The sequence below is a fragment of the Bacteroides sp. K03 genome (assembly GCF_019734355.1).
Lineage (GTDB): Bacteria > Bacteroidota > Bacteroidia > Bacteroidales > Bacteroidaceae > Bacteroides > Bacteroides nordii.
In genome coordinates, this window is the sequence record NZ_JAASHC010000048.1 from 1 (window position 1) to 25,571 (window position 25,571).

Sequence of the window (25,571 nt, forward strand, 5' to 3'; positions counted from 1 at the left end):
CTAGATAGCAACCCATTTAACTTATTTAACTGTTTTTTCTTGCACAAATATTTGCGCAGGTCTTAGAATTCTGCGTTAATCCGCGTTTTATCAGATAAATAGTACTCTGTGGAACTCTGTGCTACTCTGTGGTGAACTGATTCGCATAAGTAGGGATTTTTAAGGTGCTGTAATACGGATACTTATTTCTACTTCCCCTTTTTCATTGGGTTGTACAATCACAGGGATAAAACAAAATCCGGGGACAGGGTTGAAAATACGTCCGTTTTCATCTGTTGGAGCGATTGTAAGCGTTTGCGGGCTATTGAGTACTAAAACTCCTCCTTCCTTATTTACTTGAACAGAATGTTCGGTTATATTTTCTTTTTCCTGCGGCGCGGCAATGATGGGCAGCGTTAGTTGCACACCGGCTTTTCTTAGTGGTTCAGGGATAGAGCAGTGAATGCCGATCTCTTTCTCCTGGAAGATATAATCAATCTCCACAGCTTCTTTTCCGGCAGAAGAAAATTGCTGTTTGCTATCTACCAGATGCGTTACAATATGAAACTGATGGGCGTTTCCCTTTTTCTGATAAGTTATTTTTGTGTCCAGATCGTCGAGGTTACTATACATCGTTCCATTTTCAATTAATTCTATACGAGGGCTGCCAGCCATACGGTGTGGCTGTGTATAGGCCTGCATATTAGGAGCTTCGATCAGTGTATAGAGATTCATGGTGGCAGCAAATACCGGACCGATCTGTTTGTTCCATAACATAGAAAGAACTCCTCCCATCGGATGTGTACCTTTCACTTTGTATTCCGAATCGAATCCGGTGACGGTAGCCCGCCATTCGCCTTCGCTCACCAGCCAGGTGTTGATATCCTTGAAACGTTTCACTCCATAAGTCTTATCTCGTGGGAGTAGAACGGGGGCCGGAGTAACTACCGGTTGGTTGAGAAAAGAAGCCAGTGCTTTGGCATGTCCGAAGGTATGATGAATGCAGGCTTCTACACCGCAGTCGTGATAATTCATACCTCCGTGTAATAGTCCGTTGTGGGTTGCCTTTTTCAGTAAGGCGATGTTGCGGTGTATGGCTTCTGCATATTCCGGATGTCGGTCGGCAAGTGTATAGTATCCTCCCATGAAACCGTCACTGGTACGTCCTCCCCAATACGTCCATTTAAAGCTGCGGGTTCCCCAACTGTTGTCCCATGCTCCGTCGGGGAGCATAAATTCAAGATGGGTATCCATTGATTTTTCCAGGAGTGCCATTAGCTCCTTATCATCTGCCATACGGGCATAGTAAACCATATTGGGAAGTGACTCTTCTACATTATATAGAAGGTCTACCGGGAGGCAACCATTGCGTGTTTTATTTTTTATTTCGGGACCTTCACCAAAAAGGAAATATTCATTGGTGGTGAAGAAGGCTTTTAAGTCTCCGGCCGTTTCGCGGGCACGGGCGATGAAGTCCTGCCGGTTGAATTCTGTGCCAATAGCAAAGAGGGCATAGATTGCCGAGGCGGAGTAGTTTACATTCATATTGCGCATCCCTTCACGACGACGGCTGTAGATGAATTTATCACCATAGATAAATTCTCCGGCCTGCAAGAGTTGTTCACGCCAGGCATTGCGGGTCGAATCGTCCAGTAAATGACCGTGATGATGTAAGGCTTCATAAAGAGCGATGGCAGCAAATACGGTTGTTCCGTTCCAGTCCGACACGTTCACATCATTCATCCATGAACCATCCGGTTGATGAACGTTGCCCATCCAGTGCATCAGGTTTTTGGCTGCTGTTACATATTTCTCATTACACGTTTTCTCGGCAATATACATTAAAGGTAGCACAGCATCACCACAACGCCCGTGTACACGGGCACAGGCCGGACAAAGAAGTCCTCCGTCCAATGAGGCATTTTTGTGATTGATCTGATAGGTAAGGAGTGTTTCCACCCATTCGGCAAGTAGCTCATCGGCTTCGGCTTGTATAGAGCTGTCTTTGTATCCGGCACGTACACCGATAGCCGAAATTTTATCTCCCGGATTTACGCTGAACGGACCTGTGTAGAGGAACCAGTGGTGTTCGTTCAATCCACGTCCGTTTATCTGGTAAGCAATGGAAGCTCCTTCGGTGCTACAAGTCAGGGTAGCTGTTCCGTTTTCTATCTTTACTTCAGGGCGGGCTACTACAGGCTGTACACCTCCCGGGCGAAACATTTCAATGAGTTCCGGTTCGGTGTATTTCCACATCTTATTATAAGTTGATATCCAACGGTCAAATTCATCACTCAGTTCTTTTATCTTTTTCTTATATTTAGGGTCATCCGCCAGATTGTTTAGTTCATGCGGATCAGCTTGTACGTCATAGAATTCTATTTCGGGACGAGGATATTTGAACCATTTCTCCTGATCGGCATTTAGTTTTCCGGCTTCATGGAGCTCTGCCATACGGGCCATCATAGGCATAGCGGCGCGGGAGATGATGGGTAGATAGTCGGGTTGTTCAGTACGATAGTTGCGTATATAACGATAGCGCTCATCACGTACACAGCCTTGTTTTTCATAGAAAGTATCGAGGCGGTCGCGCGCACCATAAACATACTTACGCGGTTTCTGCTTGTATTGACCTAAAAAAGCACGACCGTGCATATATTCAGGTACAGGTAGTCCGGCCAGTGAAAGGATTGTTGCAGGGATATCAACAAACATGTGCAACCCCTGGTCTACCGTTCCCGCTTTGTATCCGTCGGGAAAACGTATCATAAACGGCACAAGTGCCCCTGATTCATATAGTTCTCTTTTTTGTCTGGGCATGGGGCCTCCGTTGTCTGAGTACCATATGATAATTGTATTGTCCAGTTTACCCGATGCTTTAAGCTCGTCTACCAGTATCTGAAACTGACGGTCCATTTCGGTGATATTGCTATAAAGAATGGCCATGTCTTTGCGTACAACAGGATCGTCCGGATAATAGGGAGGAAGAATGATATCTTCCGGCTGAACACTCAAAGGCTGGTCTGCACGTTTCATTACCTGAAACTCATGCGTCACATTGAGATTGAAGATGGAGAAGAAGGGCATTCCTTCGGGAGCATGTTTCCAATGTGCCCGATCTCCTTGTTCATCCCAGGCGGTTAGAGGAGCGGCAAACTGATAATCTGTTTTTGAGTTATTAGTGCAGAAGTAACCTGCGGCACGCATCTGTTCCGTATAGCATTTGATACCTGCCGGAAGTACTACATCGTATGGATGTATGCCGGCCGGTTTCGACTTGTTTTGTGCTGTACGCATATTGTTGGCACCAATGGAGGTTGGATACATCCCGGTAATAAGTGCTGCACGACTTGGAGAAGAGACTCCGATCGTGGTGTACATACCCGTGTAGCGTATACTCTCGCGTGAGAAATTATCCAGGTTGGGGGTAACGGCTACAGCGTCGCCATAACATCCCAGGTAAGGACTGATATCTTCGCAAACGATGCAGAGAATGTTTGGCCGTTCGGGCTGTTTTTGCCCGGTAGCGTTACTGTGTGCCAGAGGTAAGATGAGGCCCGGCAGGGCTGATAATAACTTGTATTTCATAATTGTCAGGGATAAAAATCTGTATCAGCTTTCCCCTTAGACCGCAGATTATACAAACCCGGAACAAAAGATAATCACACTAATTGTTATGGACTTAAGAGTTTATAATTTGTATAGGTTCATACAACCTGCGGCCCGGGGTTTTATCAATATTTCGGATTCTGGGTCACGATACCCTTCGTCTCCCGTATTTCGTAAGTTGGTATCGGATATAATTCATGTTTGCCCGCTTCGAAACGATTTCCTGCTGCCCAGGTATAGGCTTTCAGTGTACCGTCAGCTACGGCTGCTTTGAACTTCACTGCAAAATCGGCAATTGTACTACCCAATAAATTCCATCGGATAAGATCAAATCTGCGAAAACCTTCAAAGCAAAGTTCGCGTGCACGTTCCATATATAGATAATCACGGACGGTTTGCTGTGTGGGAAAGTCTGCTTTTGTGAAGTCCAGCTCTGCATTCGGGGTTGTAGGGTCGGCTTCATAAGCCCGGCGACGTACCTGATTCAAACATTCAATAGCCAGATCGTCCAGCTGCCCGTCGTATTCATTGACAGCTTCAGCATACATCAGCAGTACGTCAGAGTAGCGTAGCAGGATGAAGTTTACATCTGTGTTTTCGAGGTCTTTTGGAGAACCTGCTACCCAGTTGCGACGCCATTTGCCTGGTGCCCAATTATAACTCTCGTTAAGGGGAACAGCGATTACTTTATCATTTTTGTCTATTTTGAATGTAGCAATAGCGGTTGGGAGGCGTGGATCATCTTCATCAAAATAATTATAGAAGATGTGAGTAGTTTTGATAAATGAATTTCCTAACCCATAAGAAGAGTTTCTGTCAATCTCAGGTGAGTTGTATGAGCCGATTTTACCGGTATGTTCCGTACCTCCTGTCGGGTTATAGAACTGTACTTCGTACATCACCTCTTTCGGTTCCAGTTTATACTCGCATACATTGCGGAATACCCGTTCATAACTTGGATTCAGTGAGTGGTGATGCGAAGTGATCAGTTCGTTACAAACTTCTTTGGCCCGTTTGTAATACTCTTTGTAATTGTCCGGGCGTTTCATCTTTCCATCCTGGTGCAAGGAGTATCCGGCACGAAAGAGATAAGCACGTGCCAGTAATCCCATAGCCGCTCCTTTGGAAGGACGTCCCGTATAAGAAACTTCGTCATGCCAGGGCAGGTCGGCAACAGCAGCTTCCATATCCTCTATAATCTGGTCATATACTTTTTCACGATCAGTGCGGGGGATCAGGAAGTTTTCGCTCTTTTTTGATGAGGTTAGTTTCATCGGTACATCGCCCCACATACGTACAAGATCAAAGTAACAAAGTCCACGCAGAAGGCGAGCTTCGGCAATCAGGCGTTTGAAAGTAGCTTTACTTGCTTCATCCGGTAATTCCACTTTCTCTTTATTGTCCATGATACGGTTTACACGGTCAATACCTGTATAGTAAAGCCCCCATGATTCTTCCAGCCAGGTATGTGCGGCATAGATATTATAGTGGCCAATATCTCGTGCAGCTTGTCCTGTACCCGAACCTTTGATATGGCTCAGGTCAGTATCGCAGTCGTTGACGAGCATAAAATGTCCGTAAGTCATCTTCTCACTCAGCACTTCATAAGCTCCGTTTACGGCAAGTTCTAATTCGGTATTATTGGTATAAAAGTCAGCTTCGTCAATGAAGTCATATTTCTTTTCTGTAAGGAAATCTTCGCAGGAAGTAAATATGCCCATACCCAAAACAATAAGTGGCAGGGTTACTATATGCTTAATCGTTGTTGTTCTCATAATACATGTTCTTTTTTTAAGTTTAAAAAGCGATGTTTGCACCAAATACGAAGGAGATAGAAGAAGGGTAAGCTCCCCAATCGATTCCCGGAGTCAGACCGTTGTTAGGGTATGTGTTTACTTCCGGGTCATAACCGGAGTATTTTGTGAATGTATGAAGATTGTATCCGGTGGCATAGAAACGTACTGTTGACAGTTTGATTTTCTTTGTCAGTTCACGTGGAAGGGTATATCCCAATGAGATATTGTTAATCTTCAGGAACGAGCCGTCTTCTACATAACCGGAGTGGAGATAAAGATCAGAACTTCCTTCAATGGATACGTAGTTTCTGTTTCTGTTCACTTCTGCCAGTTGTGCCGGATCGTTGAAGATATATTCACCTTTGGCATTCATTACGGTAAAACGGCTCAGGGCTTCGTCTTTCAGTGTGTTGCGCCACTGGTTATTGAACTTTGTATAATACATTTTATTGGCGCTGTATACCTTGTTTCCTATGGAGAAATTCAAGAAGATACTCAGGTCAAAGCCTTTCCAGGTCAATGTATTGGTCATACCACCATAGAGTTTGGGATTGGCATTCCCGATAACTTCACGATCTTTATCGGTGATTTCTCCGTTTTTATCTATATCTTCAAACTTCCAATAACCGGGTTTGGGATAACGGCTTTTATCATAGGGTATACCTTCTTTTAATATATATTTTTGTTGATTGGCATCGTATGTAAAGTCATCCATCGTATAAATGCCTTTCAGGCGATAGCCATACATTTGTCCCAACGACTGTCCCACCCGGATCATGTAGTCACTCTTATTGAATTCAGAGGTTTGTGCCCATCCTGATACGATTTCCATATAGTCGGACATGTACAGCTCTTTCACCTTGTTTTTGTTGTGTGCAAGGTTGATGTTGGTAGTCCAGGTAAAGTCTCGGGTATGGATGTTATGTGACGTAATAGATACTTCTACACCTTTGTTATTGGTTTTTCCCGCATTAATCATCATGTTTTTAAAGCCGGATAATTGAGGGATAGGAGCGTCCAGTAGCAAACCTTTGGTTTCTACGTTATAGATATCTACAGTCAGTTGCAGGCGTTGATCGAAGAATCCCATATCCAGTCCCAGGTTGGCAGTGATATTGGTTTCCCATTTCAAGTCGGGATTGTATAGCTGTTTACTAACAAAGCCACTTTGAGTACCTGTACCATAGGGGATCCATACCGAACCTATTTTTGAAAGTGAAAGGTAGTTATCGATGTGATTGTTGCCGGCAGCACCGTAACTGAGTCTTACCTTCAGATTAGAAAATACATTCCAGCGTTTAATAAATTCCTCTTCGGAAGCTCTCCATGCAAAAGAGGCAGAGGGGAAATAGCCCCATTTGTTGTTTGCTCCGAATTTGGATGAACCATCTGCGCGGATGGAAGCTGCGAAAAGATACCTTTGTTTCAGGTTATAGTTGGCACGAAAGAAGTATGATAGCATACGCTCTTCCTGATTGATCGTCTGTACAATATCGGGTGAAGCCCCTAACGACATATCATTCAGACCGAAGTTCTTGTCGGGGAAATTAGTTGCCCCTGTCTTTAAGTATTTTGATTTGAAAGAGATAAATTCCTGACCACCTACCAGATCGAGTTGATGATTGATGTTAAATGATTTATTATAGGTCAACACATTATTATACATAAAACTCTCTTCGTCCGTTGATTTTTTCCATCCAAAAGGAGCCCCGGCATTCTTTGCCTGCTTTGAACGTTCCGAATAAAACACATCTTCGTTGCGCATCCGCTTACGGATACCAACCGTTCCGCGATAAGACCATTCTTTATTGAATTTGATTTCAGCATCTCCATTGATATTCAGGATGCGGTTTCGTTTTTCTATAGATTCGCTTTCGATAGAAGCAATCGGGCTTTGCATGGGGCTTGCACCTTCGAGTAGCAATACCGGATCGTCATCATTGATAAGTAAGTCATTGTCACTGCCGTTTTTGCCGATAGTAGGACGATATTGTATCACATGTTGCATGCGGCTGAATGCTCCACCTTCCTGGAGACTTCCCAGCCCTTCTGTTGTTTCGTCAATATAACTTGCATTGGCCGATAGGTTAAGCCATTCGGATGCTACCTGGTTGATCTTCATACGGAAGTTATCGCGCTTTAGCCCACTACCATACCAGATACCTTTGTCATCATTGCGTGTATAAGAGAAGAGATACTTTGAGGTTTTACTCCCTCCGCTGATTGTGAATTTATGCTGTTGGCTGATAGCAGAGTGGTTTTCAAAAACCTCTTTCTGCCAGTCGATACCGGATCGGTTTCCATATAACTGGTTGTATTCATCGAAATTTCCATAAGTTGGAATGATCACATCACGCATTTTATCCGGCTGATCGATGTAACGTTCGTAGTCTAATTTTACGAAATCCTCTACATCCAGGAGGTCGTACTTCTTATTTACCTTTTTGAATCCTATATACATGTCGTAACTGATATTCAATTTGTCCTGTTTACCGCCTTTCGTTGTTACTAGAACCACACCATTTGCTCCTCTTGCTCCATAAATGGCTGTCGACGAAGCATCTTTCAGGATGTCAATTGACTCAATATCATTGGCTTCGATTCCTTTCAATCCGTCTTCCGAGGGGAAACCGTCAATAATATAAAGAGGTTCGTTACTTTGTGTAATCGATGTACCTCCACGTACTTTTATAGATACATCAGCATCGGGTGAACCTTGTGAGCGGATTACCTGTACACCGGCCACTTTACCACTTAATGCCTGGGTTACATCTGAAATGGGCACAGCTGCCAGCTCACTGGCTTTTACTGAAGACACCGAACCTGTCAGGTCTTTCCGTTTAACAGTAGCATATCCGATTTTTACGACTTCTTCCAGTTCGACAGCAGATGATTCAAGAGTGACATTAATTCTGCGTTGATTTTTCACGGCCACTTCTTTCGAGTCAAGGCCTATAAAAGAGAATACTAACACGGCTTGACCGGGATTAGTAACGGTAAGTTTGTAGTTACCCTCCACATCGGTCGTAGTTCCTACTGTTGTTCCTTTAATAAGGATATTTGCACCGGGTAAACCTTCCTGATCGGCATCAACCACCTGACCAGTAACTTCGATACTTCCTTGTGCGTGTACTTGTAGAGTGAAGCAAGTACATAATACAAGAAAGATGTAGCGTAATACATTTTTCATACGTGTTTGAATTAAGATTAATACTTAGGTTTTAGTGTCTGCAATGTAATATTTTATTTCTTTTTGCGCTTTCAGCTTCGTTGTTGTTATTTTTAATTTTGATTTTTGGATTTTAATCTTGTGTAAATTAAATATAAATTTGTTGAATATTATAAAAGATGTCCCGGAAAGAGATCAATATTCTCTTTCCGGGACATCTTTTTAAGTGCTGGTATTTACTTCGGTTATCTCGTAGAGAATTCCTCTGTATATTGAAGAATTAACCGAGTAACTCTTTCACTTTAGTAGATATAGCGCGGCCTTCCGCCAGTCCGGCAAGTTTTTTGGAGGCAACTCCCATTACTTTACCCATATCTTTACCGCTTGTAGCACCTGTTTCTGCAATGATTTCTTTTAGCGCTGCCTCCAGTTCTTCTGGCGTCATCTGTTTAGGTAGATAGGCTTCCATAACCTTTACTTGCGCCAATTCACCGTCTGCCAGGTCCTGACGTCCTTGTCCGATGTAAATTTCTGCAGAGTCTTTTCCCTGTTTAACCAGTTTCTGGATGATCTTTAAAGCAGCATCATCTGTCAGAATATCATTTGCTCCCGGAGCTGTTTTGGCTTCCAGAAAGAATTTCTTTACATTTCTCAGTGTTTCAAGGGCTACTTTATCTTTAGCCTTCATTGCGTTTTTGATGTCTTCGCTGACTTTTTCGAATAAATCCATAACTATATTTACAATTTAGCGATTTACAATTTACAATTAAAAAAAACTCTTATTTCTTTAATTTTCAACTCTCAATTTTCAACTCTCAATTCAAAAAGTGATTAGTCCGCTTTCGTCCACGGCTTCTTCCGTTGCGATCTCTTCTTCCAAAGCTGCCTTTGCTCTGATTTTGCCAAGAGTAGTTTTATCACGTTGGTAGGTTGGTGAATTTTCTACCATTGCAATGATATCGTCATTATCCAGATCTTCAGCACTGAAAATATAGATATGACGACGTTTACGGATATTTTTACTTCCAATGCTGCTGGCACTTTCGCCATATGCTTTGCGAATACGTTCTTTGTTTTTCTCCTTCTCTTCTTCCAGTTGGAGTTGGCGTTCTTCTTCTTCCTGGCTGCGTTTCTCGAGCACACTGTCCATACCTGGCACGTCTTCTACACCAAATCCGGTAGCAAGTACGGTTATTTTTACTTTCTTATCCAGTGAATTGTCCATAGCCACACCCCAGATTACTTCTACTCCTTCACGGAATTTGCTCATGAACTCGTGAATTTCGTTCATTTCTTCCATCATCAGTTCTGAGTTAGGACAGAAAGAAACATTCAGCATGACCTTCTTTGCGTTGAAGATATCGTTGTTGTTCAGTAGCGGTGAGTGCAGGGCATCATCGATGGCCTTTGTCACACGATTTTCACCCTCTCCGAAACCGGTACTCATAATGGCTACGCCACCATCTTTCAAGATCGTTTTTACATCTGCAAAGTCCAGATTTACCGTACCGCGCATGGTGATAATTTCAGCTATACTTTTGGCTGCGATAGAAAGTGTGTCATCCGCTTTTCCGAACGCATTCATAAAAGTAAGGTCTGAATAGATTTCTCTCAGGCGTTCATTGTTGATAACCAACAGAGCATCTACATGTTGGGCGATACGCTCTACACCATCCAATGCCTGGATGATTTTCTTTTCTCCTTCGAAGATGAAAGGGATAGTTACGATACCTACAGTCAGGATATCCATCTCCTTGGCGATACGGGCTATAACAGGAGCAGCACCGGTTCCTGTTCCCCCTCCCATTCCGGCAGTGATAAATACCATTTTGGTACCATCATTCAGTAGGGTCTTGATGTCTTCGATACTTTCTTCGGCTGCATCACGTGCCCGGTCGGGGCGGTTACCTGCTCCCAGACCTTCCGTAATGTTACGACCTAATTGTAGTTTCACCGGCACGGGCGATTCTGCCAATGCCTGATTATCTGTATTACAGAGAACGAATGTTACGTCATGTATACCCTCCCTGTACATGTGGTTTACGGCGTTACCGCCACCACCGCCTACACCAATTACTTTGATGATCTTTGGCGAATCTGTCGGGAAATCGAATTGTACTATCTCGTCCGTCATGATATTTATTATTTATTCCCTATGGTCATGACCATTATCTGATATTGACACTAAGGTACGTTTTCTATTTACAATTTACTATTATTTCATATCGTCATCCGAGAAGATCTCGTTAGAAATCTTATTGAAAGTCTTTTCAAACCAACTGGGACCCTCTTTTTTCTTCTTTCGTGCCTCTTCTTTCTTACGTTTTTCTTCTTCTTTACGACGTCTGTCTTCGTCCCGGCGTCGTTTATCTTCTTCATCTTTTTTCTTCTTTGCTTCGCGGGCGGCAGCTTCCTGTTCTTTCAGTGCTTCATCTTCTTCGAACATATTGACCGGTTCGGTTATGACAGGTTGCGAATGAGTTACGGGACGTGCTTCTACCAGACAGCAGTTCTCTTTCCCTTCAAAAAGCAAACCGAATAATGTATTTTGTGTGCCGTCTTTCTTTATCAGATTGCTGTCTGTCTGTATCGTATTGCGGATACTTCTGGCAGTTCGTATCTTTTCAATCTTACTCCTTTTGCGAAGCATAGTATCCAGATTTTTCAGATTAGCGGCTCCACCGGTGATGATAATGCCGGACAATAATTTGTCATCGTAGCCTGATAACTGAATTTGATTCCATACATTTGTGATGATTTCTTCTGCCCGCGCTTCGATAATGTTGTTTAATGCTTGTAACTCGACTGTACGACTTCCGTCCTCGAGTTGGCAGGTAGCAGCTTCTTCACTCTCTTCTTCCTCGTACATTACATTCCCGAAAGTTGTTTTCAGGCGTTCGGCTTCTTCCTCTTCCATCTGCATGGAAGTAATGTCACGTGTAATGCTGTTTCCACCTAATGGCAATACAGTGAGGAAACGAAGAATATTATTTTTATAAACAGAGATTGTAGTGGTGTCAGCTCCGAAGTCGATAAGTGCACAACCGGAACGGCGCTCACTTTCGCTTAGTACGGCATTGGCAGTTACTAATGGAGAGATAAGCAGGTCGGCTATCTCTATTTTAGCCTGTTCGAAACAGCGTTCCAGATTCTTTTTGATCGAAGCCCGTGCTACGATATTCAGGAAACGCCCCTCTATATGGCTACCGGCCACTCCTACAGGATCTGCTTGCAGGTTGTTCCCGATCTTATATTCCTGTGGGGCAACATCCAATATATCCATGTCTACCAACGGAATTTCCAGATTCTCATCGCAGATAGCATCCACTAACTCTTGCGAGATGATTGTTTCTTCGTTCAGATCACGGCTTACGACATTCCGTACGGTACGGAGTGATTGTCCGCCGATACCTACATATACCTTGGCGATTGAGTTTTTCAGATCGCCTTCCAACTTGTTAATGATGGATGTAAGGCTTTGGGCTGTCTTATCCAGATTATAGATAATTCCTTTTCGGATGAACGAAGAGGAATCTTCTTTGGCATAAGCCAACACCTGCATACTTCCGTCACTGTTCTTTCTTCCGGCAATGCCGGTAACCTTTGATGAACCCAGTTCAATAGCGGCGATAAATTCTGTTGTTGCCATATTTCTTATTTACGATTTTACAATTTACAATTTACAATTGGCTGCGCGCAGGCATTCATCATTGATGCTTGGTGCAGATAATCTGGTTACTGAACTCCAGACTGATGCGTGAATATTTATTCCATCCCACCTCGTTCAAGGCTTTCCTATAGAATGTTTTCAGGCGATCCAGCTTATCTTCAAAGTGTTCCAGTTTTCCAAGATAGACAATATGATCACCTACCCGTGGTACCAATTCAATATCCTTGCCGGGTAGTACATGAATTTGTTCTATCTGAGCATCCCAAAACGGATTGTTCTGCAAAAATACACCAAACTTATATAAATCCCTCATTGCAAACGACTTTTCTACATTTCCGGTTACAATTGTCCGGCGAGCTACGCATTTGGCTTCGGGGGGCATGATGGTTCCTTTGTTATCTACGTAATAGTTCTCGCCATTATTGCTCATGATACGGAGGATTGGAATACGCTGTTTAACTTCTACGCAGAGTTTGCCACTGGGAGTTTTATAGCATTCTGTTTCGTCAATAAGCGGGTGTTTATCCAGTTCCCGTTCCAGGGTTTTAGTCTGGATACGTTCCATTTTCTTTCCTACGGGGTAGATTCCTTTCTTTTGTAGTATTCCGGCTACTTCGTCTTTGGTTACGAAACCGGCATAAACCGTGTCCTTGATAATTAATTCCATGTCACGACAAACCTGGTTGGCCGGTTTACGGTTGAATACTGTCACGGCTATACATAGATAGGCAGTGACGAGCAACAGGACGAGGGATAAAAGAATCCGTTTCAGCATAATGACATTTACAATTATACGATTTACAATTTATGATTGAGGTTTGTTCAATCTTGTATTTAATTTTTCTGTAATAGATGGAACATAGTTGTCTATGTCACCAGCTCCAAGAGTGATTAATACTTCTATATTCTTGTTTTCCAGGATATTCAGTATTTCTTCTTTTTTACACATACATCTTTCAATACCGGGACGGAGATTATCGTAAATCAGTTGGCTGGTTACTCCCGGTATGGGTTGTTCACGCGCCGGGTAGATATCTACCAGAATTACTTCGTCCAAGAGGGATAAACTACTTGCAAAATCTTTATAAAAATCACGCGTACGTGTATATAGATGAGGTTGAAAAATAGCTGTAATCTTTTTGTCTTTATACAATTCGCGGATAGACAGCACACTCTGTTTGATCTCTGACGGATGATGAGCATAATCACTCAGAAAGACTACGCGATCGTTTTTGATTTTGAAATCGAAACGACGGTCCACCCCATGGAAACTCGCCATACCTTGTTTAATTTCCTCATTAGTAACACCATTCAGGTGAGCAAGTGCCATGGCAGCCACTCCATTTTCAATGTTGATACTTATGGGTACCCCCAGTTGGATATCGTTGATACGTACATCCGGTCCCACAAAGTCAATGAAAATCTCACCGTTTCCGATACGGATATTTTCAGCATGGAAATCACCTTCGTCGCGCGAATAAGTATATACTTTCACTCCTTGCTGTACCTGAGGTTGCAGCGAAATACCTTTGCGAATAATCAATGCACCACCTGGCTGAATAAGCGTGGTGTAGTGCTCAAAACTTTCAAGGTATGCTTCTGCTGTTCCGTAGATATCCAGATGATCGGGATCCGTAGATGTGATGACAGACATAAACGGAGATAGCCAGTGGAAGGAACGGTCAAATTCATCCGCTTCGATTACAGTGTACGGGCTTGTCTTCGAAAGTAGCAGGTTAGTTCCATAATTTTTGGAAATACCTCCTAGGAAAGCTGTACAGCCCACATGTGACTGGTGTAACAAATGTGCAGTCATCGTCGAAGTAGTTGTCTTTCCATGGGTCCCGGCTACGCAAAGCCCTTTACTGGAGTGTGTAATGGTTCCCAGTACTTGAGCGCGTTTCTGTATTTCAAAACCGTTGTTACGGAAATAAACCAGTTCGGCATGTTCCTGTGGTACGGCGGGTGTCAGTACGACGAGGGTACTTTCCTTGTCTTTACATACTTCAGGAATCAGGTCTGCATCTTCTTCGTAGTGTATTTGTGCACCTTCGGCAATAAGGCACTCAGTTAGTTCGCTGGGAGTACGGTCATAACCGGCTACAAATTTTCCTTTGGAAAGAAAGTAGCGTACAAGTGCACTCATTCCGATGCCACCGGCACCAACAAAATAGACTGATTTTATAGTTTCGATATTCATTGTTGTGCTAATTTTATCACTTCTTTTGCTATGATAGTAGCAGAGTCCGGCAATGCTAACTTTGCTATATTCTCACTTAAATCTCTTAATTTCGTAGCATTGGTAATTGTTTCTAATGCTACGGACAACAGTTTCTCTTCTGCTTCTACATCTTTTACATATATAGCAGCCTGCTTATTGACTAGGGCCAATGCATTTTTAGTCTGATGGTCTTCAGCTACATTAGGCGAAGGAACCAGAATAACCGGTTTGTTCAGCAGACAGAACTCTGATATAGAACCCGCACCAGCCCGGGAAATCACTAAATCGGCTGCTGAATAAGCTGTGGCCATGTCTTTAATAAAGTCTGCTACATACAGATTCGGAATTTCTCCTGCTGCCTTAACAGCTTCCATTACTTGTTGATAATATATTTTTCCTGTTTGCCAGATGAATTGAATGCCGCTTGTTTCTTTTATGGTTTGTAACCCTGCTATCAGCGTATTATTAATGGTACGTGCGCCAAGGCTACCTCCCAAGATCAGTATTGTTTTCTTTTCCGGACTGAGTCCGAAAGCCTGTATGGCCTCTTCCCGGCTCTGATTATTGGTGAACAGGTTTTGGCGAACCGGGTTTCCTGTCATCAGTATTTTAGCTGCCGGAAAGAATTTTTCCATACCATCATACGCCACACATATTTTACATGCTTTCTTTGCTAATAACTTATTGGTTACTCCTGCATAAGAATTTTGTTCTTGTATCAGAGTTGGAACTCCCATCATACCAGCCATCTTCAGAGTTGGTCCGCTGGCATAGCCACCAACGCCTACTGCTACCTGAGGGCGAAACTTCTTAATGATACTTTTTGCTTTCCATTGACTACGCGCCAGTTTAATGAGTACAGCGAAGTTCTTCCACAGACGTTTGCGGTCGAATCCGGCAACCGGCAGTCCGATAATCTCATAACCAGCATCAGGTACACGTTGCATTTCCATTCGGCCTTCAGCACCAACGAATAATATTTTAGCATCAGGACATTGCTCTTTTATGGCATTGGCGATGGATACAGCCGGAAAGATATGTCCTCCTGTGCCACCGCCACTGATGATAATTCTAAGCTCTTTTTCCATTATACATTATTTTAGTGAACTACTGATTGCGGATATCATAGGATATCGGGACGCAACGACCTGTAACTCTCAACTATTTTTCTTTCTCAAACTCTGCATCACTATTCAATACCTGTGCTGTAGGTTCTGCAACTATCTGAGCCTCGGTTGTTTCTGCTGCTATCTGCATCTGTAGTTGTGCATCACGTTCTTTCTGCTCTTCAAGATACGCAGTATAACGACTTACACTCAGTATCATACCGATATAGGCACAATTTATTAAAGTTGAAGTTCCTCCTTTACTGATGAGTGGCAGAGGCTGACCTGTCACCGGGAATAAACCAACGGCTACCATCATATTTAAAATCGCCTGCGATACCAACATGAGTGCTATGCCCATTACCAGAAAAGCCGGGAATGTTCGTTCACATTTTTGGGCTATACGTCCGGCACGTACCAGTAGCCAGATATAGAGGCAAACTACGAAAGCTCCTCCCACCAGGCCAAGCTCTTCTATAATGATGGCAAATATAAAATCAGAGAATGCCTGACTTAAAAAGTCGCGTTGAATAGAGTTACCAGGTGCTTTACCAACAAAATTACTTGTTGCAATAGCAATACGGGCATGCGCTATCTGGGCATCTTTGTCTATATCAAACTTAGCAGCCGGTACTTCCTCTTTCTCTGTGAAGTTGGTGATACGACTTTTCCATGTGTCAAAACGGTGTAGGAAAGGAATATCCGAATCCTTTGGAATCGCCAGCAGAAACACGACACCTATTATACCTACCAATCCCAATGAACCTATTAAAAGAAGTAGTTTCCGTGCTGCTACCCGTCCGATAAACATCATCAGAAATACAACTCCGAATAGTAACATTGCTGTTGAAAGGTTTTCCGGAGCAATCAACAGGCAAACAAGCCCGGTGATAATCATGATGTATTTGAATGCCTTCGGATTGGCTCCTTCGTCATCCTGTCTTTTGGATAGAATAAAAGAAACTGCAATAACCACAGCCATCTTTGCCAGTTCCGATGGCTGGAACTGTAATCCCATGAACGACATCCAACGTGCTGCACCATTGACGCGATCGCCTGTGATAACACCCATCAGCGTAACGAAAGCCAGCAGTACAACAGAGACAGGGTATAGGAAAACAGGGAATACCTGAAACCATTTATAAGGGATATTGTGCATCAACACTACAACAACGGCCCCCACCATCAGGATGATAGAATGCTGTGTGATCGGTCCCCAGTGGTCCCCGCTCTTATACGTCAGGGTGCTGGCTGCCGAAAACACCTCAATGATTGAGATGAGGCAGAGGCAGAGGAAGATAATCCAGATTACCTTATCGCCCTTGAATATGTTCTTTAATAGATCCACTGTTTAATTTAAAAATTAAAGATTAAAAATTAGAGGGCGCGAACGTACTCTTTGAACTGGTCGCCACGATCTTCGTAACTCTTGAAGAGATCGAAGGAGGCACAACAAGGACTTAACAGTACGGTTTCACCTTTTTTAGCCAGTTTATATGCAGCTTCTACTGCGTCTTTCATGCCGGTCTGTACATCGGCTACCGGTAATCCGAACCGGTCGAAAAAAGCATGTAGCTTTTCATTGTGCAGTCCCAGATACACCAATGCCGAACATTTCTCGCGTACCAGATCTTCTATTTCTGTATAGTCATTTCCTTTATCCTTACCACCAAGTATAAGCACTGTTTTGGTTGTCATACTTTGCAGAGCATACCAACAAGAGTTTACATTGGTAGCTTTGGAGTCATTGATAAAATCAATACCACCTACGCGGGCTACTTTCTCTAAACGGTGTTCCACACCTTTAAAATCCGACAATGCTTTGCGGATATCTTCTTTGGTAATACCGGCAAGATTGGCCGAGATACCTGCTGCCAGTGAATTATAGAGATTATGTTGTCCGGTCAGTGCCAACTTCTCTTGTTCCATGTTGAACGCAATTGGCTCTGTGATTTTTACCTCATTATCCTCTACATAGGCAATTGCTCCATCCTCTTTTACTGCTGCGAATGGGTATAAGTGTGCCTTTAGACCATGCTTTTCCAGTTCTCGTTTGATGATAGGATCGTCATTCCAGAAAATGAAAGCATCGTCCTGAGTTTGGTTTTGAGTAATACGGAATTTTGCATCAATATAATTTTGCATACAGTGATCGTAACGATCCAGATGATCTGGCGTAATATTCATCAGGACAGCGATGTTTGCACGAAATTCGTACATGTTGTCCAGTTGAAATGAACTTAGTTCGATTACATAATAATCATGCTTGCCTTCTGCTACTTGCAAAGCCAGGCTTTTTCCTATATTTCCTGCCAGTCCCACATTTAGTCCTGCACTTTTAAAAATGTGGTAAATGAGGCTGGTTGTTGTTGTTTTTCCGTTTGACCCGGTGATACAAACCATCTTTGCATCCGTATAGCGTCCGGCAAATTCTATTTCCGATATAATCGGCGTGCCTTGTGCCTTTAGTTTCAGAATCAATGGAGCGTCATTCGGAATCCCCGGGCTTTTTACCACCTCGTCGGCGTTCAGAATCAATTCTTCGGTATGATGGCCTTCTTCCCAGGCAATACCGTGGCTGTCGAGTTGTTTCTTGTATTTGTCCTTAATGGCGGACATATCTGATACAAACGTCTCGAACCCTTTTACCTTGGCTAATACGGCAGCACCTGCGCCGCTTTCACCTGCTCCTAAAATTACAACTCTTTTCATTCTCAATAATGTGCTAATAGGCCAATATGCTAATGCACCAATGGCAGTGCACAAACTTTAGTGGTTAATAATCCGGTTAATTCTCTTTGTTATCTTTGGGGTTCATGCTTCATTACTCCATTGGCTTTTCTTAATCGGCACATTGGCATATTGACGCATTGAATCTTTATTTATCTTATCTTTAATGTAATAATCGTTATGGCTGCCAGGACAATTGTTACAATCCAAAAGCGAACTGTGATTTTTGATTCGTGAAACAGATTGTCCGGTTTTGTAAACACTACCCGGCATCCGTCTTCTATCTGATTCATTGATGTACGGAAATGGTCGTGTATAGGCGTACGTTTAAAAAGACGTTGTTTCACTCCTTTGCGTTTACCAACTTTATAATAAGCACGTTGCAGAATTACCGACAGGTTTTCAACCAGGAACACACCACAAAGAATCGGGATCAGTAATTCTTTGTGTATGATGATGGCAAATACGGCGATAATGCCGCCAATTGTCAAGCTACCCGTATCTCCCATAAATACTTGTGCCGGATATGCATTGTACCATAAGAATCCTATCAGTGCACCGATAAATGCACAGATGAAGATTACCAGTTCTTCCGATCCGGGGATATACATGATGTTCAGGTATCCCGCGAATTCAATATGGCTCGATACATATGCGAGTATTCCCAGTGTTAATCCGATAATGGCGGAGTTACCCGCAGCCATACCGTCCATACCGTCATTCAGGTTGGCTCCGTTGGATACGGCTGTCACCACAAAGATGGTGATGATAACGAACAATATCCAACCGGCTGTTTGAGCATGATCACCCATAAAAGCTACCAGATCGGCATAGTCAAGGTTATTGCTTTTAAAGAATGGAATGGTAGTCTGAGTAGACTTAAGATCATTCGTTCCATGTATAACCTCCATTTCACGTCCGGGAGTTTGTACTTCGATGTTTTCACGAATTACCACATCCGGGCTGAGGTATAAGGTTAATCCGACAATCAGCCCTAATCCTACCTGACCGATAATTTTAAACTTACCGTGTAATCCTTCTTTGTCTTTTTTGAATATTTTGATATAGTCATCGGCAAATCCCAGTGATCCCAGCCATATAGTGGTAATGAGCATCAATATCATGTAGATATTGTGTAATTTTCCTAGCAACAGGCAAGGTATCAAAATGGCTACAATGATGATAACTCCTCCCATGCTGGGCACACCTACTTTGTTGACGCCAAAAGGATCGATTTTAGCATCACGCTGTGTTTCCGTGATTTGCTTTCGTTTCAGCAAGTTGATAAACTTGTCACCCCAGATACTTGAAATCAGCAGTGCCAGAATGATAGCCATCAATGCACGGAAAGATGTATATCCAAACATTCCCGCTCCGGGGAAGTTTAATTTATGTAGCCACTCAAATAGATAGTATAACATGATTTTAGTGATAAGGGATTAGTGATAAACGATTAGTCGGCTGTGCTGTCAGGCTGCATAGCACTAATCATTAATCACTAATCATTAAACATTTCTTTCAGTATCTCTTTATCATCAAAGTGATGTTTCACTCCTTTTATCTCCTGATAATTCTCATGCCCTTTTCCGGCAACGAGAATTACATCTCCTTTTTCGGCCAGCATACAAGCGGTGCGAATAGCCTCTTTACGGTCTGTAATACTGATTGTTTTCTTTCTGTCCTCTGTGTCCAGACCAGCTAACATATCATTTATGATGTCCTGAGGTTCTTCAAAACGAGGGTTATCCGATGTGATGACAACGCGATCACTTGCTTTGGCAGCTTCTTTGGCCATAATAGGACGCTTGCCTTTGTCACGGTTACCTCCGGCACCTACTACGGTAATCACTTTTCCTTTTCCTTCGAGTACTCCATGAATGGCATTCAGCACATTTATCAGAGCATCCGGAGTATGTGCATAATCAACAATTGCTGTATATCCCTGTGGAGAACGAATGGCATCAAAACGTCCGGCTACCGGATGAAGTGTACTGAGTGCTACCAGTACGTCTTCTTCTTTCTTACCAAGCAACACTGCTGCACCAAATACAGCCAGAAGATTGGAAGCATTGAATTTGCCTATGAATTGTACCATCAATTCATGGTTATTGAAATCAAGCAACATTCCTTCAAAGTGTGATTCCAACACTCTGCCTTTGAAGTCACTCAAACTTCTCAGAGAGTAGGTGTACACCTTCGAACGTGTGTTCTGCGTCATTACCAGCCCGTTTTTATCATCCAGGTTAGTAAGACTGAATGCACTCTTGGGTAGGTCATCAAAGAATTTTTTCTTTGCTTTCAGATAGTTTTCTACTGTCTTATGATAATCCAGATGGTCGCGGGTCAGGTTGGTGAAGATACCTCCTGCAAACTTTAAACCACTGATACGTTTCTGAGCAATGGAGTGGGAGCTTACCTCCATGAAAACATATTTACAGCCTTCATCAGCCATTCTTCCCAGCAATCGGTTTAGTGTGATAGGGTCAGGAGTGGTATGCTCAGTCGGAATTGCTTCATCATCAATATAGTTACATACAGTTGAGATGAGTCCTACTTTATATCTGAAATAACGGAATGTATTATATAATAAGGTAGCGATTGTTGTTTTTCCGTTTGTTCCGGTTACACCCACCAATTCCACTTTTGAAGTAGGATCTCCAAAGAAAGTAGTGGCAACTTTACCGGTTGCGTCTTCGCTGTCTTTCACTTGTATATAGGTGATACCTTCTTCCGGATGTTCAGGCATATCTTCACAAAGCACAGCTATGGCTCCTTTTTCAATTGCTGCGGGAATATATGCATGCCCGTCTGCCTGTGTACCACGCATAGCCATAAATAAATGGCCTGCCTCCACTTGTCTGGAATCAATGTTGACTCCTGTTATTTCTATGTCCGAAGCTCCGATAACTTGTATCGGTTGAATAGCCTTTAATAATTCATTTAACTTCATCTTCTTTTTTTATATTCGGTTGACACGTACTACTTATTCAAAATCTTCACTTCCATCTCTCTAATGCAGTACGAGTGTTATTGTTTGTCCCTTCTTTACTCTCGTTCCGTTAGCTATCGACTGGCTTTTCACCTTGCCTACACCTACCAGATTTACTCTCACTCCTCTGCTTTCAAGCAAATAAACAGCGTCTTTTGCTCCCATGCCTATAACGCTTGGTACAAAATCCCGCATAAGATCTCTGCTTTCTAAAATAACACTTTTGGGAGCTGCATGTGTACTTCCCCAGGTCTCCTTGCCACTCTTTAAGTCAAATTTGCTTTGGCTTTGTATGTTCAGTTCATCCAGTACCCGTTTTGCGTCATTCATCTCTCCGGCTTTTACGTCGGGAATGACTACGCTATTTGTGTCGATGGCATTTGTCAGTGGCAGACGCAGGTCTTTTGCATAGACTCTTTCTGCAATTTTACCAAATACACTACCTGCCATCAAACCTCCCGAAGCTGGTAACCCGGGTTTCTGAATCGAAACAATACAGCTGTATTTCGGAGCTTCCGAAGGGAAATATCCACAGAAACTAACTAAATAATTTGTTCTTCCTGTCTTATATCCGGCGGCACCTTGTGAGATCTGTGCCGTACCTGTTTTTCCCGAAACGGCAAACTGCTTACTACCTGCCGGTCCTGCCAATCCCTGATGAACAACTTTGTACAAAATCTCCTGTATCTGCTTCAATGTATTGTCTGAGCAAATTTTAGGATTAATCACCTCTGTTGGAAACTCTTTTACTACTTCTCCATCCTTCACAGCTGCTCTTACAAATTTGGGGCGTACCATAACACCATTATTTGCAATGGCATTATAGAACGTCAGGATATTCATGGGTGGTACCTGAGTTTCATAACCAATACTCATCCAGGGAAGAGTCGTTTTTGCAAAATAGCGTTCTTTGGGTCCTTTAATATTAGGCTTACCTTCTCCTGATATCTGTAAATGTAGGGGTTGGTCAATGCTCATACGTTTCAGTCCATCTACAAACTTTTGTGGTTTGTCATGATAGAATTGGTCTATGATACTTGAAGTTCCCACGTTAGATGATACTTCAAGAATACGTGTTACATTGATTCTTCCGTATCCGCCACGATGCCAGTTCCAGTCTCTCATTGCACGTCCATACATCATTTTGATACCGTTTCCCGTATCTACTTCATAGTCCGGAGTGATGTGTCCGTCTTCCAAGGCTACCATAATAGAAGCAGTCTTGAAAGTGGATCCCGGCTCAAGCATGTCACTGATAGCATTGTTACGCATTTCGTAATAGTTACCGTCTGCAGCTTTCATCATGTTGACTATCGCTTTGACTTCTCCTGTTGAAACCTCCATCAATGCAACAACGCCTACACTGGCATTTAACTCTTTCAGTTTGTCCACCAGTGCCTTTTCGCAAATATCCTGCATTCCTACATCAATGGTGGCAATAAGATCACAACCATCTATGGGAGGAATGTCTACGATGTTAAGGTATTTGTTCATTACCTTCTGACGGTGTGTGATTCCGTCCCGTCCTTTGAGCAATGTATCAAAAGCCAGTTCAATTCCATTCTTTGCACCTTGTGCTGTGTCAGCGTAAAGATCCCCTAAGGTACGAGCTGCCAGAGAACCGAATGGTTTCTTGCGTTGGTTGTATGCCAGTTCATGAAACCCGCCTTTATATTTGTTCATGTTAAAAACAGGCAGGCGTTTGGCTTCTTTGTATTGAATGTAAGAGATTCGTTTGGGATAGAGCAGGTAGTTCCGGCTTCCTTTTTTTATTCCCTTTTGAAGATGCGCTTTAAACTCGGCAGCACTTTTGTCTGGAAATATCTGGTGTAATCCTTCGCAGATCTCATTCATGTGTTTTTTTAATGAGTCTATTTTAACAGGAGCTCCAGCTTTAAAGTCCATGTAGATGCGATATTCCGGCAGTGAACTTGCCATTAATTTACCGTCGGATGAGATAATATTACCCCGGTTCGGTTTTACGGTTACATTCTCCTTTACAAAACGGTCTGCTACATCCTGCCAGTATTGTCGTTCGGCAAACATGGTAATGCCTGCCTTTACAACAATTGCTACTCCCACCAACCCCATAATGAGGATGACGAAGAAGTAACGGGTCATTATGTTTTTTTTATTAACTGCCAAGACTATTAACTGTTTAACGATTTACTATTTAAAGTTACCTGTTCTCTGTGTTTTTTATTTTTTGATTTCATACGGTGGATTGGTCGAAGTCTGCAAATCACTTTCTTTAGTCGAGATATACTCTTCGATACGTGACTGGCGGCTTTTTTCCATCAACTCCGAACTACGTGTCAGTGCATCATATTTTATGTCGATAAGCTCTTTTTTAAGCCGGTCTATTTCAATCTGTTGTTGCTGGCTGGCATATCGGTTATGGATATAGAAGATGATAAATACCATGATAAGTACCAGCAGCTTCGTTTGGCGGCGGAAAAAGTCTGTTGCCAGAATATCTCCTCCAAGAATACTTTTCAGGGAGGCTCTTTTTTTCTTTTTCCCTCCTTTCGGCTCTTCTTTTGTTATCTTTTCTTCTTCCATCGTTGTCTCTATTTTAGTTGACTTATCTTTTAGAAAGTCTGGTCTCAATTTACTAACAAGCTTCTCTTTTATTTCTTTTCCGCTATCCTTAGTTTGGCACTTCGTGATCTCGGATTACGTTCTATCTCTTCCTCATTCGGGACAATCACTTTATTGTTTACCAGTTTGAATGGAGTTTGCAGATTTCCAAAAAAATCTTGTGTTGCTTTGCCCTCAACATTACCGGTTTTCATGATGTTTTTTACCATTCGGTCTTCCAACGAGTGATAAGTGATTACTACTAATCTTCCACCCGGTTTTAGCGCTTCCGTTGCTGCCAGCAACATTTCTTTCAATGCTTCCATTTCCTGGTTTACTTCTATGCGAAGTGCCTGAAATACTTTGGCTAATTCTTTCTTTTCCCGTTCACGTCCAAATAACGGTTTGATGATTTCCAGAAACTCACCTATTGTCTTAATCTGTCCGGCAGCACGGGATTTTACTATAACCGATGCCAGTTTACGACTGTTTTTTAATTCTCCGTACAGATAAAAAAGATCTGCCAGCCGTTCTTCATCATAGGTATTTAATACATCAGCAGCTGTGAGTCCTGCCCGCTTGTTCATACGCATATCCAGTGCTCCGTCAAAGCGAAATGAAAATCCTCGTTCGCTGTCATCAAAGTGATGAGATGATACCCCTAAATCTGCCAGTATAGCATCCACTTTTTCTATTTCATGATAGCGAAGAAAATTATGCAAATAGCGAAAGTTACTTCGTACAAATGTGAAATGTGGGTCATTGACAATGTTCCGTTCGGCATCCTCGTCCTGGTCAAACCCCAGTAAACGTCCGTCTTTTTCTAAACGTGAAAGTATCTCCCGTGAATGTCCGCCACCACCGAAAGTAACGTCTACATACGTTCCACCGGGGCGAATATTCATTCCGTCTACGCTTTCTTTTAGTAGTACAGGTACGTGATATGTCAATTCCTCTTGTTCTTTCTTCATCTATTTCACCTTATTATATAAGCAAGTGTCGGCAAAAATACGTATTTCTCAAAGAAAAAAGAATCTCTCCGATAGAAAATGTGAAATAAAGTTTTCAACAGATTGTTAAATGCTTCTTCGTTCTCTTTTTCCCTATTATTTTTATGTTCACTTCTCATTACCTGCTTCTGCTGCTTTCTTCTTTTTAGCAGCTGCTTTTCTTCCTTCTTGCAATTGGATACTGATGAATTTGGTTTTTATTCGTACCTTTTTCAAAAAAGCAGGAGCCGCTTTGAATCCGATACGTGCTACCCACACTTTATCTGCTGTACACTCTTCCGGCTTTTCTACTCCTTCACTACTAATGGTTGGGAAGAAATTTCCCAATCCGTCAATACTTACTGTCCTGCCTTCGTGCAAGTGTCCGGCGATGATCCCCGATAACTGTGTCAACACCGACATTACATCTCCATCTTGCAGAGAGCTTCTTTCGGCTAACTGCATTGCAATCTGTGAACTGTCAACAGGCTTTTTTTGCATAGCCCTTGTGGTAGCATAATAACGTACTTTTACTTCTCCTTTCGTTTTATCCACCTTTTTGGTTACTACATAGTTGATAGACATATACTTTTTATATTATTGATAATAATGTTTTTATGTACAAGATTACTGTGTTCTTGTATACTTGTCTTGTGACAGGGCCGACGCATTAAAATGCGCTGTCCTGTAAAAGTGTTGACAGGTATTTTTCATCCCATCCTGCTTTCAGCCT

Annotated in this window: 17 protein-coding genes; all 17 read right to left on the minus strand. The window is 42.5% G+C overall.

The genetic code is table 11. The features are described from left to right. Window positions 1-159 precede the first annotated feature (159 nt). Window positions 160-3,567, minus strand: coding sequence for a sulfatase-like hydrolase/transferase (locus HCG69_RS20890; RefSeq protein WP_221651513.1), 3,408 nt, complete (start codon window positions 3,565-3,567; stop codon window positions 160-162). 146 nt (window positions 3,568-3,713) lie between these two features. Continuing rightward, on the minus strand, window positions 3,714-5,363 hold the full coding sequence (locus HCG69_RS20175) for a RagB/SusD family nutrient uptake outer membrane protein (protein WP_221651514.1): 1,650 nt from the start codon (window positions 5,361-5,363) through the stop codon (window positions 3,714-3,716). Window positions 5,364-5,385: 22 nt separating this feature from the next. After that, window positions 5,386-8,574 (minus strand): TonB-dependent receptor, encoded by a 3,189-nt coding sequence (locus tag HCG69_RS20180; RefSeq protein ID WP_221651515.1) that lies wholly within the window; start codon window positions 8,572-8,574, stop codon window positions 5,386-5,388. A gap of 259 nt (window positions 8,575-8,833) precedes the next feature. After that, complete coding sequence (locus HCG69_RS20185) at window positions 8,834-9,283, minus strand: GatB/YqeY domain-containing protein (protein ID WP_221651516.1); 450 nt, start codon at window positions 9,281-9,283, stop codon at window positions 8,834-8,836. 90 nt (window positions 9,284-9,373) lie between these two features. Continuing rightward, the gene (gene ftsZ, locus HCG69_RS20190; protein WP_221651517.1) at window positions 9,374-10,687 is read right to left on the minus strand and encodes a cell division protein FtsZ; all 1,314 of its coding nucleotides are present in this window, start codon (window positions 10,685-10,687) and stop codon (window positions 9,374-9,376) included. A gap of 81 nt (window positions 10,688-10,768) precedes the next feature. Continuing rightward, window positions 10,769-12,202, minus strand: a complete 1,434-nt coding sequence (ftsA, locus tag HCG69_RS20195; protein WP_221651518.1) for a cell division protein FtsA — start codon at window positions 12,200-12,202, stop codon at window positions 10,769-10,771. A gap of 58 nt (window positions 12,203-12,260) precedes the next feature. After that, the gene (locus HCG69_RS20200; protein WP_221651519.1) at window positions 12,261-12,998 is read right to left on the minus strand and encodes a cell division protein FtsQ/DivIB; all 738 of its coding nucleotides are present in this window, start codon (window positions 12,996-12,998) and stop codon (window positions 12,261-12,263) included. Between the two features lie 30 nt (window positions 12,999-13,028). After that, window positions 13,029-14,423, minus strand: coding sequence for a UDP-N-acetylmuramate--L-alanine ligase (gene murC, locus HCG69_RS20205; RefSeq protein ID WP_221651520.1), 1,395 nt, complete (start codon window positions 14,421-14,423; stop codon window positions 13,029-13,031). Then, window positions 14,420-15,532, minus strand: coding sequence for an undecaprenyldiphospho-muramoylpentapeptide beta-N-acetylglucosaminyltransferase (gene murG / locus HCG69_RS20210; protein WP_221651521.1), 1,113 nt, complete (start codon window positions 15,530-15,532; stop codon window positions 14,420-14,422). Before murG ends, murC begins: the two co-directional genes overlap by 4 nt. A gap of 73 nt (window positions 15,533-15,605) precedes the next feature. Further along, window positions 15,606-16,898, minus strand: coding sequence for an FtsW/RodA/SpoVE family cell cycle protein (locus tag HCG69_RS20215; protein ID WP_221651522.1), 1,293 nt, complete (start codon window positions 16,896-16,898; stop codon window positions 15,606-15,608). 29 nt (window positions 16,899-16,927) lie between these two features. Further along, the gene (gene murD, locus HCG69_RS20220; RefSeq protein WP_221651523.1) at window positions 16,928-18,262 is read right to left on the minus strand and encodes a UDP-N-acetylmuramoyl-L-alanine--D-glutamate ligase; all 1,335 of its coding nucleotides are present in this window, start codon (window positions 18,260-18,262) and stop codon (window positions 16,928-16,930) included. Window positions 18,263-18,432: 170 nt separating this feature from the next. Beyond that, a complete protein-coding gene (mraY, locus tag HCG69_RS20225; RefSeq protein ID WP_221651524.1) occupies window positions 18,433-19,701 on the minus strand; it encodes a phospho-N-acetylmuramoyl-pentapeptide-transferase in 1,269 nt (422 codons plus the stop codon). A 77-nt stretch (window positions 19,702-19,778) separates the two neighbouring features. Next, window positions 19,779-21,230 carry a UDP-N-acetylmuramoyl-L-alanyl-D-glutamate--2,6-diaminopimelate ligase gene (locus tag HCG69_RS20230; protein WP_221651525.1) on the minus strand — a complete coding sequence of 484 codons (1,452 nt, stop codon included), beginning with the start codon at window positions 21,228-21,230 and terminating at the stop codon, window positions 19,779-19,781. A 60-nt stretch (window positions 21,231-21,290) separates the two neighbouring features. Then, a complete protein-coding gene (locus tag HCG69_RS20235) occupies window positions 21,291-23,390 on the minus strand; it encodes a penicillin-binding protein (RefSeq protein ID WP_221651529.1) in 2,100 nt (699 codons plus the stop codon). 78 nt (window positions 23,391-23,468) lie between these two features. Continuing rightward, window positions 23,469-23,831: an FtsL-like putative cell division protein gene (locus HCG69_RS20240; RefSeq protein ID WP_221651526.1), complete on the minus strand. Its 363-nt coding sequence runs from the start codon at window positions 23,829-23,831 to the stop codon at window positions 23,469-23,471. A 68-nt stretch (window positions 23,832-23,899) separates the two neighbouring features. Next, window positions 23,900-24,820: a 16S rRNA (cytosine(1402)-N(4))-methyltransferase RsmH gene (gene rsmH / locus HCG69_RS20245; protein WP_221651527.1), complete on the minus strand. Its 921-nt coding sequence runs from the start codon at window positions 24,818-24,820 to the stop codon at window positions 23,900-23,902. Between the two features lie 147 nt (window positions 24,821-24,967). After that, window positions 24,968-25,423 (minus strand): HU family DNA-binding protein, encoded by a 456-nt coding sequence (locus tag HCG69_RS20250; RefSeq protein ID WP_221651528.1) that lies wholly within the window; start codon window positions 25,421-25,423, stop codon window positions 24,968-24,970. Window positions 25,424-25,571: the final 148 nt, after the last annotated feature.